The organism is Burkholderia sp. BCC0097 (assembly GCF_902832985.1).
GTDB lineage: Bacteria > Pseudomonadota > Gammaproteobacteria > Burkholderiales > Burkholderiaceae > Burkholderia > Burkholderia orbicola.
Window position 1 is genome coordinate 364,496 of record NZ_CADFDM010000002.1, and the last position, 11,918, is coordinate 376,413.

Consider the following 11,918-nt stretch of genomic DNA (forward strand, 5'->3'; position numbering starts at 1 on the left):
GATTCCCCTTGAGATGTCGTCTTACCGGCCGGCGCCGAGCGTCGGGCGGCCGGTGCGGCGCATGCCGTGCGCCGGGCGGTGGTGTGCTCGGGCCGGATGGGCGAACCCGGTCTCGGTCGAGGTGTCGCCCGCGTCGGGCATCGACGGCACGTCGCGTCGTTCCTGCGCGATCCGGCTGACGAGCAGCGTGAGCGACGCGAGCGTCACGAGCGGCATGAACTGGAACGACAGGTACGGCACGACCGCGAGGCCCGCCAGCGGCATCGGCCACAGCAGCATCAGCCATTCGCGATCGAAGCGCCGCCAGCCGTGCGTCCACGCATAGCGCGCGTACCACGCGATCACGATGCCGTACCACGTCAGGTCGTAGTCGTACAGATAGGGGCTGACGAGCAGGCATGCGCATGCGAGGGTCGCGGCGCGCAGTGCGTACGAGCACGCGCCGCGCCACGCGTAGACGACCGCGATCGCGGCAACCGCCGCCGACAGCAGCTGAAGGCCGCGCGCGACGAGCGCGGGCCAGCCGGCCATCGTCGCGAGCGCGAACAAGGTTGGCATGCGAGCGAGCTTGGCGTGGCCGGTGCCGACGATCGTGTAGACGTGGGCGATCACGTGCGTGAATGCGACCCACGGGCCGATGCCGAACGCGAGCGTCGCGAGCAGGGCGCTGACGGCGATCGTCGCGGCCCATGCGGCCAGCGCGCGCCATTGGCCGGCACACAGCAGTGCGAGCGGGAACAGCACCGCGAGCTGAGGCTTCATCGTCAGCAAACCGAAGCAGATGCCGGCGCAGACGGGGCGGCGGTTCAGCGCGAGCAGGCCGACGGCGGCGAGCGTCGCGGTGAAGAGGCTGGTCTGTCCGACGATCACCGTGAGGAACGCGCCGGGGAACGCAAGTGTGCACAGCCACGCGGCATCGCGCTGCACGGTCGCGTGAATCGTTGCAGCGAACAGCGCATACGTGATGCCGAGCCACAGCACGAGTGCCAGCGTGTACGGCAGCCAGCCGAGCGGCAGCACGAGCAGCAGCATCGTCGGCGGATAGAGCCACGGCAGCGTGCCGTCCGCGAGATTCATCGTCGGGATCGCGACCTTCTCGACCGCGAACAGCGCGGGGAACTGCCACGCGTCGGCCGCATGCCCGTGCGCGGCGAGCCATGCTGCGCTCCAGATCGGCGAGAAGTCCTGCGACAGCGGGCCCAGCGCGCCGTGGCGCGCCAGGAACATGCGGGTCAGGTAGATGCTGACGAACAGCAGTTCGGCCAGCAGCACGGCGCCCGCGTAGACCCGCACGCGATCGCGATTGAGCCAGTGCGGGTAGCGGCGCGGGCCCGCGATCGGAAGTTCCGGATGCGTATCGATGGTCGGATGCGCGTGACGGGCGAGCGGAGGCGTTTTCATCGCGCGCCCCGAGAGGCGAGCGTCGCCCGGTGCACGACGATGAACAGCACCGCGAGCAGCACGATCGGCCCGACCTGCGGAAACCGCATCAGCCGGTTGAACATCTCGAAGATCGGCAGCAGCCACGCGAGCACGATGGTGCCCTGTTCGCCGGGCAGCCAGCCTTCATCGAGACAGTAGGCGATCAGGCAGAAGATCGCGACGCCGAGCCACGTCAGTTCGTAGCCCCATAGATACGGCGTTGTCAGCAGCGTGGCAACGGCCAGGGCCGCGCCGCGCAGCCGCATGTCGCGCGTGCGGCGCCAGACGTCGACCGCCGCGGCGATCGCGAGCACCGCGATGGCCGCTTGCGCGGCCAGCGCGACCGAGACCGGCATGCCCGCGAGCCGCAAGGCGGCGAACGGCGTCGGCGACGCGAGCCAGTACGACGGCAGCATGAAATGCTGGTCGCGTACGGTCGACATGGTGTGCGCCAAGCCACTCAGCACGGCGGGGCCGGTCAGCGCGATCCCGGCCGCGGCGAACAGCGTCGCGCTGACGGCCGCCGCCGTGAACGCGCGCCACGCCCGTGCCGCGATCAGCACGAACGGGAACACCACGGCGAGTTGTGGCTTGATCGCGAGCAGCCCGATCAGTAGGCCGGCCATGACCGGGCGCCTGTCGAGCAGGTGCAGCGCAAGCGCGGCGAGACCGGCGGTCAGGATGCTGTTCTGACCGAACAGCGCACTCAGGAATACCGCCGAATACGCGACCATGACGAGCAGTGCGGCGCGCGGATGCGGAAGATGCGTGCGCAATCCCGACAACCGCGAGACGGCGAACGCGTAGCATAAAAGACTGCCCGCGGAAAAAAGGAGGTATGCGGGCAGGAAAGGCACGAGGGCGGCCGGCGCGATGAACAGCAACATCGTCGGCGGATAGAGCCAGGGAAGCGACTGGTGCTGCAGATACGCGCCGAAGTGCGCGAGTTCGGCTTGCATGAATGCGACGGGGTCGTAGGCCGTCGCGGCATGGCCTTGCAACACCAGTTGTGCTGCGGTCCAGAAGACCGCGAAATCGGTACCCGGTCGGGCGGTGGCCTTCGATGTAAAGCCGTGCGTCACGACGCCCCAGGCAATCAGCAGGGCGACACAGAGCGTCAGCATGATGCAGCTGTACGGAATGATGCGGTCGGCTGTCAGCCATTGAGCACAGCGTATGGCGCGAGCGCGCGTTTCACCACGATTGGCTGTGTACATGATGCCCCGTCTGTCGTAGTGGCTGCGTGGTCTGTCGCAACCGTTTGATGTTGTCGTGCCTGCGGATCGAATCGCGTTGAATCGGCGTTGTCCGGTGAATCCATTGTTGAGGAAAAAATCGCGGGATGCAAACCAGGCACTGAAGGCCGGTATTTAAACCGTCGGCTGACGGGCTTGAAAACCGCATTTTCATGTATGAGAAATCCGTGCGATAGGTTTTCGTGTTTCCGGCTTGAAACATTCCGTAGTTTTCACCTGTGTTGCGGCCCGCCGAACCAGTGGCGCACGACCGGCGCGCTGCGTCCGGGAAAATCCCGACGAAAATTTTTCCGCCCTTTGTGCAGCGCGACGGCGGGGATTCCGGCAAGTCGCGCCAGCCGCCAAGGATCGTTCAAATTTGAAACATTCGGGGCATCGCACGCCGGAACCGGGAAAGCGGAGGTCGCCGCGAGCCTTGATACGCCGAGATTTCTCCCGAGATGGCCTGCTCTTTGCGTAAGCGTTGGCACGGCAGTCGGCGACGTGACGACCGGGCGGTTTTGAGAGCAGACACACGGAACCGGCTTCGGGTCGCCTGCGGAAAAAATGACCGAAGCGCGACGGGGAATACGTAGCGTCAGGTCGATGACCTGCGAAAACCGTCGCCGATTGACCAATCAGACCCGGAATCGTCTGGGCAATAAGAATTCGGCAGCACATGGGGAATAAAAATGAAAGACCACTGCACATCGCGGATCGCAAACCGCGTTAAAGACACATTGCAGATTTTCAGGGAGTTCGTCTCCCGTTCAACTGGATTCCATGCGTCGAACGGCCGTCGTGCCGTTCAGGTCGGTCGGCGGGCCCGGTTCATCCGGCTAGCCGCACCGTACACGCCCCTCTCGCGCTCCGTTTCGCCGATACCCGTTCGCACGGACAGGGATATGCATTCCCGCTCCCGCAGCTGAGCGTCGCGCTTCGAATTTTCGCGTAGTGCCGGTGGTGCCCGTCCCCGACGTCCTGAAAGACGAAGGGAAATCAATAGTAGTCCGAAAGGAGGTGCTCATGTACAGAATCATCGAAAAGATCGCGTGGATCGTTCAGGATCAGAGCGGCGTGACGGCCATCGAATACGGCCTGATCGCCGCACTGATCGCGGTCGCCATCGTCGTTGCGTTGACGACGATGGGTACGGATCTGCAGTCCGTGTACAGCATGGTTGCCGCGGATCTGGATTCAGCGGTAGCAAGCATGTGATGGACGGTACGACGAGCGGTGCTTCCGGATCGATCGTCGACACCACCGGGCATTAACCATTCTCCTCGACGTCTCGATGCCGGATCGATCGATCCAGCCGGTACGCGAGGGTTTTGAAAGTCACCACGAAAGGAGATCACCATGTCCAAGCTCATTCAACAAGCCGCCCGTTTCGTCCGCGACGAAGACGGTGTGACCGCCATCGAATACGGCCTGATCGCCGCACTGATCGCCGTCGGCATCATCACCGCGCTGTCGACGATCGGCAAGGATCTGGCAACCGTGTTCAATACGATCGCCGACGATCTGAACTCGGTCGTCTGATGCTTCTGCAAACGGACCGCGAGGATGGCTCGGCCGGTGCAGTGAGCGAGCCTTCCTCCGGTCCACCGGGCAACGTGGAGCCGGAGACCATCACGCAAGCCGATGCGTGCATCGTCTGTCGTCGGATCGGCGACGAGCAGGGCAAGACGTCTATCGAATCCGCATCGCTTGCGGCAATGGTTTTCTGATCCACCTATCTGACCGATGAGGTTCGCCATGTTGCCAGTTGCGCCGCCTTACCCGGTTCCGTTGTGCGTGACGCTGCTCGCGGTCGCCGCGGCCAGCACGGACATCGCGTCCCGTCGCATTCCGAACCGTCTCGTCGTGCTCGGCCTGGCCGGCGCGCTGGTTGCGCAGTGCCTGCTGCAGGGTGTACCGGCGGGCGTGCTCGGTTGGCTCGCCGGAGCGGCGACCGGCTTTGGCCTGCTGTTGCCGTTCTACCTGTTGCGCGGCATGGCGGCGGGCGACGTGAAGCTGATGCTCGCGATTGGCGCATGGGTCGGCGCGGAAATGACGTTTTACATCGTGCTGGCCACGTTCCTGGCCGGCGGGATCGGCGCCATCGCCTACGCGCTGCTGCGCGGGCGGATGCGCCAGATGTGGACGAACGTGCGCACGCTGATCGTGCGGCGTTCGCAGGCGGCGCGCGCCGAGGCCGACGACGGCCCCTTCGAGATCGCATCGGTCGGCACGCTGCCGTACGGCGTGGCGATCGCGGTCGGCACGCTGGGCACGCTGTTCGCGTCGTGCGCATAGCGCGGCGGACCCGCAACGAGAACGCAACGAGGACGCAACGATCATGAACACGAACCACACCGAACCGAGACGCGACGCGCAGGTGGCACGCCTGCCCGATCCGCCGCCGTCGCGGGAGGTCCATACGAAGCTGGGCGCGCAGCTGCCGCCGGCGCCGCGCTCGCTCGCGGAAACCGGGCTGAGCATGGCGTTCGTCGGCGGCCTCGTGCTGAAGTCGACGCTGGTGCTCGGCCGCCCGTCGTACGGCGATCTGGTCGAACGGCACTGCCTGTCGCTCGCGGTGCTCGACGAAGTCTTTGCGTTCCTGGTGCGCGAGCATCTCGTCGAGCTGACCCATCGCGGCGCGACGGATCTCGACGTGACGTTCCGCCTGACCGATGCGGGCCGCGTGCTCGCGCTCGAGGAACGGGAACGCAGCGGCTACAGCGGGCCCGCGCCGGTGACGCTCGACGCGTATCTCGCGAGCGTCGCCGCGCATTCGGTGCGCAAGCTGCACATCGGCCAGAGCGACGTGTGGGCGGCGTTCGAAGGCATCGTGATCGACACGGCGGTGCTCGATGCGGCGGCCGCCGCGCTGAACGCGGGCCGGCCGCTGCTGATCTACGGCCCGGCCGGCAGCGGCAAGACCTTTCTCGCCGAGCGGCTCGGCGCGCTGATGCACGGCCGCGTGCCGATCCCGTACGCGATCTGCGCGGCCGGCGAGGTGATCGAGGTCTACGACCCGCTCGTGCACGTCGACGTCGGGTCGCAGGCCGGCGGCCAGTCGGTCGATCGCCGCTGGCGCCTGTGCGAACGGCCGGTCGTGATGTCGGGCGGCGAGCTGACGCTCGACGAGCTCGACCTGCGTCGCGACGAAGCGGCGGGCTTCTACCAGGCGCCGCCGCACATGAAGGCGAACATGGGCATGTACGTCGTCGACGATCTCGGCCGCCAGCGCGTCGAGCCGCGCGACCTGCTCAACCGCTGGTTGCGGCCGCTCGATCGGGGCGTCGATTTCATGACGCTCGAATCCGGCAACCGCTTCGTGATGCCGTTCGACGTGTGGCCGGTGTTCTCGAGCAACCTGGCGCCGGAGCAGTTCTGCGACGACGCGTTCATGCGCCGCCTCGGCTCGAAGCTGCACGTCGGCGCGATGTCGATCGACGACTACCGCGCGGTGTACGACGCGGCCTGCGCATCGCTCGGGCTCGTGTCGGCGAGCGACGCATTCGACTTCCTGCTGCATCGGCTGCACCTGCCGACCGGCAAGGCGTTTCTCGCGTGCTTCCCGGCGGACCTGCTGCGCCTCGTGGCCGCCGGCGCGCGTTACCGCGGCGATCCGCCCGAGGTGACGCACGACGCGCTGTACGACGCGTGGGCGAGTTATTTCGGCGCGGCGCCTGAACGGGACGGCGGCCATCCGCCGCCCGTCGAGCGCGGAGGCCGCACGTTCATCACCGGTTGAGCCGTTTCTTTCACGATTCGTCGAGGAGCATTGCCATGAAAAACAGTCGAGCGCTCATGATGCTGGTCGTCGCGATGGTCGCGGGTCTCGCCGCGGTCGTGTTCGCGTCCCGCTGGCTGGTACAGACGTCCACGAGCTCGGTCACGTCCGTCGCGGTCGCGTCCACCGACCTGAACCTGGGCGAACCGCTCGGGCCGAACCAGATCCACATGGTCAGCTGGCCGGCCGGCAGCGTGCCGACCGGCGCCTTCACCGATACGAAAGCGCTCGAAGGGCGCGTCGTGCGCACCAGCCTCGCGCGCGGCGAGCCGGTGATCGAGTCGAAGCTCGCGCCGGTCGGCACGAAGGGCGGGCTGTCCGCGGTGATCGCCGACGGCAGCCGCGCGATCACGGTGCGCGTGAACGACGTGGTCGGCGTCGCGGGCTTCGCGCTGCCGGGCAACTACGTCGACGTGATCGTCAACACGCAGGAACAGCAGGGCAAGACCGACGGGCAGAGCATCTCGAAGATCGTGCTCGAGCACATCCTCGTGCTGGCCGTCGCGCAGCAGGTCAGCCGCGACGACACGGCGCCGAAGGTGGTCAACGCGGTGACGCTGGAAGTCACGCCCGACCAGGCCGAACGGCTCGACCTCGCACGCAGCGTCGGCACGCTGTCGCTCGTGCTGCGCAACCAGGTCGACCAGAAGACGCTGACCACCGGCGGTGCGACCAAGCTGACGCTGCTCGGCAAGGAACCCGTGCCGGAAGCTGCGCCGGCGCCCGTCCATGCGCGGCCGGTCCGCGTGCACGTCGCGTCGCACGCGGCGCCGGAAGTCCGGCGCGACTGCGTCGGCGTGCTGACGGGCGTGAAGGGCAGCGTCGAATGTTTCTGAAACGAATGCTTGTAGCCAGACCAACAAACCGGCCGCCGGCAACGCGCGGCGGCCTTGGAAGTCGATAACCGGCACGGCGCCGGTCTCTCGGGGGATCAGACGAAATGAAGATCAAACCGCAACGCACAGGTACCGGCCCGCTGCGCACACGCGTCGCACGGGGCACGATGATGGCCGCGATCCTCTGTTCGGGATGGCTGACCGTGTATGGCGCACTCGCGCAGGAAGGCATCGAGTCGGCGGTGCTGACCAAGGGCGGCGCCAGCGCGCCGGCCGCGGTCGGCAAGGGGCCGATGCAGATGACGATCAGCATGGCGCCGGTACCGGCCGCCGCGCCCGCCGCGTCGGCGGGGCCGCTGCGCGGGCCGAACTGCGTCGGCGCCGTGCGCGAATCGACCAGCGTCGCGGTGCCGCTCGGCAAGTCGCTGCTGGTGCCGATGCCGGAGCCGGTCCGCAATCGGACGATCGGCAATCCGGCCGTCGCGCAGGCGACGATGGTGTCGCCGCAAACGCTGTACATCCTCGGGCTTGCGGTCGGCACGACCAACATGATCGTGCAGGGCAGGAGCGGCGCATGCCGCGTGATCGACGTCGCGGTCGGCGCGGACGCCGGCGGCCTGCAGGCGTCGCTGCTGCAACTGATGCCGAACGAGCGCGACATCCATGTGTCGACCGCGGCCGGCACGATCGTGCTGGCCGGCACCGTGTCGAGCTCGCAGGCCGCGCAGCAGGCCGTGCAGATCGCCCATGCGTATGGCGACAGCGCGGGCGATGCAGGTGGCGGCAAGCAGGGCGGCGGCGTGCTCAACATGCTGAACGTCACGTCGCCGCAGCAGGTGATGCTCGAGGTGAAGGTGGCCGAGGTGTCGAAGACGCTGATCAACCAGATGGGCAGCGCGTTCAACATCCAGGGCGGCTTCGGTTCATGGAGCGGCGCGCTGGTCAGCAACCTGCTCGCGGGCGTCGCGAGCGGCGCCGTGTTCAACAAGGCGAACAACAAGCCGTTCAGCATCGCGGCCGACGCGCAGAACACCGACAACCTCGTCAAGATCCTCGCGGAGCCGAACCTCGTGACGATCAGCGGCCAGGAGGCGACGTTCCTCGCAGGCGGCAAGATCTTCATCCCGATCCCGCAGAGCGGCAGCAACGGCGTCTCGTCGATCACGCTGCAGGAAGAGGAATTCGGCGTCGCGCTGAAGTTCACGCCGACGGTGCTGGCCAACGGCCGGATCAGCCTGAAGGTCGCGCCGGAAGTGTCGGAACTGTCGCAGACGGGCGTCACGCTGAGCGCGTCCAACATCGGCGGCACGTCGATCCTGCCGCTGATCACGACGCGGCGCGCGTCGACGACGGTGCAGATGAGCGACGGCGAATCGTTCGCGATCGGCGGGCTGATCAAGGACAACGCGAGCGGCGCGCTGAAGGCGATCCCCGGCGTCGGCGAAGTGCCGGTGCTCGGCGCGCTGTTCCGCAGCACGTCGTTCCAGCAGGACCGCACCGAGCTGATCTTCCTGATCACGCCGCACCTGGTGAAGCCGCTGCAGACCGCGGACGTCGCGCTGCCGACCGACAGCTTCTCGAAGCCGAACGAAGTCGACGTCTTTGCGACCGGCAACATGGAAGGCCGTGGCGGCGTGCGCAAGGCAGGCGCGCAGCCGATGCAACCGGCGAACGGCGCAGCCGCTCCGCAGACGCCGGCCCAGGCGCCGGCACCTGCTCCGGCGCCGAAGTCGGAAGCACCGGCCGCGCTGCCCGCACCGCGCGCGCCGCAAGACGCGGACGTGCAACCGCCGGTGCCGGCCGAGCCGCCGAAGGCGCCGGCGCCGGTCGCGGCCGCCGCCCCGCAGTCCGACGCGGCCACCGCGGCGCGTGTCGCGCGCATCGAAGCCGCCGCCGCGCGCCTCGCGGCCGCCGGCCCTGAATCGTCGGCCCAGCCGGCGGCGCGACCGAAGCACCGGAGCGCGACGGCGCCGAAAGCGCAGATTGCGCGCGCCGGCGCGGAACCCCAGTCCACCGATCGTTGAAACCATCCAAGGGGAAGCTCATGAAATCCGCCTACCTCGTATTCGTGCGCCGCGCGGCGCTCGCCGCCCCGCTCGCGTTCGCGCTTGCCGGCTGCATGTCGTCGACCCCGGTGTGGGACAGCCGTTTCGGCGACTCGGTCCGCACCGTGATGCACGCCCAGATCATCGACCCGCATGCCGGCGAACGTCCGGTTTCGGCATCGGGGGTCGACGGCGGCGCCGCCGCGTCTGCGCTCGACAACTACGACAAGTCGTTCAAGCAGGTCCAGCCGCCCACCAATGCGTTCGTGATCGGCATCGGCAAGTCGACCCAGTAACGACGGCACGCTCAGGGAGAACGCCATGAACCGCGCAGCCCGCTATCCGAAAGTCACGCGTCGCAGCCTGCACCGCCAGCGCGGTGCCGTCGCGATCATCGTCGGTCTCGCACTGGCGGTGATGATCGGGTTCGTCGGGCTGGCGCTGGATCTCGGCAAGCTGTACGTCACGCGCAGCGAACTGCAGAACAGCGCCGATGCCTGCGCGCTGTCCGCCGCGCGCGATCTGACGTCGGCGATCAGCCTGTCGGTCGCCGAGGCCGACGGCATCGCCGCCGGCCATCTGAACTTCGTGTTTTTCCAGAAGACATCGGTACAGATGTCGACCAACGCGAACGTCACGTTCAGCGATTCGCTGACCAACCCGTTCCTGACCAAGAACGCGGTCACGACGCCGGCGAACATCAAGTACGTGCAGTGCACCGCGACGCTGAGCAACATCGCGCACTGGTTCATCGAGGTGCTGAACGTGATGCCGGGCACGCAGGTCGCGAATACGGCATCCGTGTCGGCGCGCGCGATCGCGACAGTCGGTGGCGGGCAGACGACCTGCGCGATTCCGGTATTCGTGTGCCGCGCGGCGGCAGGGGCGCCATACAAGGTCGGCGACTGGATCTCGTCGCCGTCGGGCTCGTCGACGACCTACGGGCCCGGTAATTTCGGTTGGGCGGCGCTCGACGGTTCGACGAACGAGACGACGCTCGCGAGCGAGCTGTCGGGCAACACCTGCAACATCACGAGTCCGCCCGACCTCGGCACCACGGGCTTGAAGTCGGCGTCGCTGCGCGCCTGGAATACGCGCTTCGGCATCTACACGAACGGCGCGAACGGTTCGAGTGGGCAGCCGGACTTTTCAGGCTATGCGTATGTCGGCCCGAACTACGGGCCGCCCGGAACGGCCGGCATCAAGGGTGACGCATACACGCAGTTCGTCGCCGACCGCGCGGCTTTCAAGCCGTACCAGGGCGACGGCGCGCCGCCGTCGGGCAGCGGGATCACCACGAACGGCACGGCGAGCGCGAGCAACTACCAGACCTACGGCGGCGACCGCCGCCTCGCGCTCGCGCCGGAAGGCGACTGTTCGACGCTGCAGGGCAGCAGCGCAAAGGTGCACATCACGCAATGGGATTGCGTGCTGATGCTCGATCCGTTGCCGTTCAGCCCGGGCAGCGGAAATGTCGTCGCGCATCTCGAGTACCTCGGCTCGTCGGTGTCCGGCAACAATCCGTGCGCCACGCATGGGATGCCCGGCAGCGGCAGCGCGTCGGGCACCCAGGTGCCGATGCTGGTTCAATAGCGGAGAGGCGATCATGAAAACGCTACCGATTCGCCGTTCTCGCACGCGCGGCGCCGTCGCCGTCGAGTTCGCGCTCGTGCTGATGCCGATGATCCTGCTGGCAACCGGCGTGGCCGAGTTCGGCCGTGCGATCTACCAGTACGAGACGCTGACCAAGGCGACGCGCGATGCGGCACGCTACCTGTCGGTCTGGCTACCGACCGACAGCGCGTACCCGATATCGCAGGCGCAGTGTCTCGTTGTCTACGGCAGCACGACCTGCGGCGCGTCCGGCACCGAACTGTTGCCGGGGCTCACGACGTCCATGGTGACCATCTGCGATGCTCAGCACACGACCGGCTGCAGCGATGCGTCCGACCCGTCGCAGTTCGCGAACGTGCCGACCTACGACGCGAACAACAACGCGGCGAGCGGAACGGCGTCGGGCGCCATCAACATCGTCGAAGTGAAGATCTCTGGTTACCAGTACCAGCCGATCCCGGCGTACCCGGCGCTGCCGTCGATCACCTTCGGCAACATCATCACCGTGATGAGGCAAGTGTCATGAACGGACACCCTTTCCCGCAGTCGTACCGGCGGGCCCAACGTGGCGCGGCGATGGTCGAGTTCGCGCTCGTCGCGATGATCCTGGTCATGCTGCTGATCGGCATCTTCGAGTTCGGTCGCGTGCTGTTCTACTGGAACACCGCGAGTGAGGCCGTGCGGCTCGGCGCACGCACGGCGGTGGTGTGCGACGTGAACGCCGCCGGCGTCGCGAAGCGCGTGACGGCGCTTCTGCCGCTGCTGTCGAACGCGAACGTTTCGGTTAACTACTCGCCGGCGAACTGCGACGTGAACAGTTGCTCGTTCGTGACGGTGAGCGTGACCAACGTCACCGTCAGGACGATGATCCCGTTCGTGAACGTCGCGCTGACGATGCCGCCGTTCACGACGACCCTGCCGCGCGAAAGCCTGAATTCCGCGACGGGCGGCTCCGCCTGCAACTAATCGAAAAGACGAGGCACAC

General features: G+C 67.2%; 13 protein-coding genes. 11 read left to right on the forward strand and 2 right to left on the reverse strand.

Annotation, left to right across the window (positions count from 1 at the left end; genetic code table 11):
* Nucleotides 1-21: 21 nt before the first annotated feature.
* Both HWX07_RS06905 and HWX07_RS06910 read right to left on the reverse strand, forming a co-directional pair.
* Nucleotides 22-1,401: a glycosyltransferase family 87 protein gene (locus HWX07_RS06905; protein WP_175875713.1), complete on the reverse strand. Its 1,380-nt coding sequence runs from the start codon at nt 1,399-1,401 to the stop codon at nt 22-24.
* Entirely contained in the window at nt 1,398-2,639 is a 1,242-nt protein-coding gene (locus tag HWX07_RS06910; RefSeq protein WP_175875714.1) for a glycosyltransferase family 87 protein, read from the reverse strand. The genes HWX07_RS06905 and HWX07_RS06910 overlap by 4 nt, the downstream gene beginning before the upstream one ends.
* A gap of 1,044 nt (nt 2,640-3,683) precedes the next feature.
* Between HWX07_RS06910 and HWX07_RS06915 the strand changes: the two genes are divergently transcribed.
* From HWX07_RS06915 to HWX07_RS06965, 11 genes are all read left to right on the forward strand, one after another.
* Nucleotides 3,684-3,875: a Flp family type IVb pilin gene (locus HWX07_RS06915; protein WP_175875715.1), complete on the forward strand. Its 192-nt coding sequence runs from the start codon at nt 3,684-3,686 to the stop codon at nt 3,873-3,875.
* Between the two features lie 141 nt (nt 3,876-4,016).
* Nucleotides 4,017-4,199, forward strand: a complete 183-nt coding sequence (locus tag HWX07_RS06920; protein ID WP_175875716.1) for a Flp family type IVb pilin — start codon at nt 4,017-4,019, stop codon at nt 4,197-4,199.
* Nucleotides 4,199-4,387 (forward strand): hypothetical protein, encoded by a 189-nt coding sequence (locus tag HWX07_RS06925; protein ID WP_175875717.1) that lies wholly within the window; start codon nt 4,199-4,201, stop codon nt 4,385-4,387. Before HWX07_RS06920 ends, HWX07_RS06925 begins: the two co-directional genes overlap by 1 nt.
* Before the next feature lie 28 nt (nt 4,388-4,415).
* Entirely contained in the window at nt 4,416-4,955 is a 540-nt protein-coding gene (locus HWX07_RS06930; RefSeq protein ID WP_175875718.1) for a prepilin peptidase, read from the forward strand.
* A 43-nt stretch (nt 4,956-4,998) separates the two neighbouring features.
* Complete coding sequence (locus tag HWX07_RS06935; RefSeq protein WP_175875719.1) at nt 4,999-6,399, forward strand: ATP-binding protein; 1,401 nt, start codon at nt 4,999-5,001, stop codon at nt 6,397-6,399.
* Between the two features lie 35 nt (nt 6,400-6,434).
* Entirely contained in the window at nt 6,435-7,274 is an 840-nt protein-coding gene (gene cpaB / locus HWX07_RS06940; protein WP_012336892.1) for a Flp pilus assembly protein CpaB, read from the forward strand.
* A 104-nt stretch (nt 7,275-7,378) separates the two neighbouring features.
* Nucleotides 7,379-9,298 (forward strand): type II and III secretion system protein family protein, encoded by a 1,920-nt coding sequence (locus HWX07_RS06945; protein ID WP_175875720.1) that lies wholly within the window; start codon nt 7,379-7,381, stop codon nt 9,296-9,298.
* A 20-nt stretch (nt 9,299-9,318) separates the two neighbouring features.
* A complete protein-coding gene (locus HWX07_RS06950) occupies nt 9,319-9,615 on the forward strand; it encodes a hypothetical protein (RefSeq protein WP_012336890.1) in 297 nt (98 codons plus the stop codon).
* Between the two features lie 25 nt (nt 9,616-9,640).
* Nucleotides 9,641-10,912 carry a TadE/TadG family type IV pilus assembly protein gene (locus HWX07_RS06955; protein ID WP_175875721.1) on the forward strand — a complete coding sequence of 424 codons (1,272 nt, stop codon included), beginning with the start codon at nt 9,641-9,643 and terminating at the stop codon, nt 10,910-10,912.
* 13 nt (nt 10,913-10,925) lie between these two features.
* Nucleotides 10,926-11,459: a TadE/TadG family type IV pilus assembly protein gene (locus tag HWX07_RS06960; protein ID WP_175875722.1), complete on the forward strand. Its 534-nt coding sequence runs from the start codon at nt 10,926-10,928 to the stop codon at nt 11,457-11,459.
* Nucleotides 11,456-11,899, forward strand: coding sequence for a TadE family protein (locus HWX07_RS06965; protein WP_175875723.1), 444 nt, complete (start codon nt 11,456-11,458; stop codon nt 11,897-11,899). Before HWX07_RS06960 ends, HWX07_RS06965 begins: the two co-directional genes overlap by 4 nt.
* Nucleotides 11,900-11,918 lie beyond the last annotated feature (19 nt).

Bases quoted from the DNA above. Each gene is read 5' to 3' on its own strand.
- HWX07_RS06925 (WP_175875717.1), top strand. From the start codon at position 4,199: ATGCTTCTGCAAACGGACCGCGAGGATGGCTCGGCCGGTGCAGTGAGC.
- HWX07_RS06920 (WP_175875716.1), top strand. From the start codon at position 4,017: ATGTCCAAGCTCATTCAACAAGCCGCCCGTTTCGTCCGCGACGAAGAC.
- HWX07_RS06910 (WP_175875714.1), bottom strand. From the start codon at position 2,639: ATGTACACAGCCAATCGTGGTGAAACGCGCGCTCGCGCCATACGCTGT.
- HWX07_RS06945 (WP_175875720.1), top strand. From the start codon at position 7,379: ATGAAGATCAAACCGCAACGCACAGGTACCGGCCCGCTGCGCACACGC.
- HWX07_RS06950 (WP_012336890.1), top strand. From the start codon at position 9,319: ATGAAATCCGCCTACCTCGTATTCGTGCGCCGCGCGGCGCTCGCCGCC.
- HWX07_RS06960 (WP_175875722.1), top strand. From the start codon at position 10,926: ATGAAAACGCTACCGATTCGCCGTTCTCGCACGCGCGGCGCCGTCGCC.
- HWX07_RS06935 (WP_175875719.1), top strand. From the start codon at position 4,999: ATGAACACGAACCACACCGAACCGAGACGCGACGCGCAGGTGGCACGC.
- HWX07_RS06915 (WP_175875715.1), top strand. From the start codon at position 3,684: ATGTACAGAATCATCGAAAAGATCGCGTGGATCGTTCAGGATCAGAGC.
- HWX07_RS06955 (WP_175875721.1), top strand. From the start codon at position 9,641: ATGAACCGCGCAGCCCGCTATCCGAAAGTCACGCGTCGCAGCCTGCAC.
- HWX07_RS06905 (WP_175875713.1), bottom strand. From the start codon at position 1,401: ATGAAAACGCCTCCGCTCGCCCGTCACGCGCATCCGACCATCGATACG.
- cpaB (WP_012336892.1), top strand. From the start codon at position 6,435: ATGAAAAACAGTCGAGCGCTCATGATGCTGGTCGTCGCGATGGTCGCG.
- HWX07_RS06965 (WP_175875723.1), top strand. From the start codon at position 11,456: ATGAACGGACACCCTTTCCCGCAGTCGTACCGGCGGGCCCAACGTGGC.
- HWX07_RS06930 (WP_175875718.1), top strand. From the start codon at position 4,416: ATGTTGCCAGTTGCGCCGCCTTACCCGGTTCCGTTGTGCGTGACGCTG.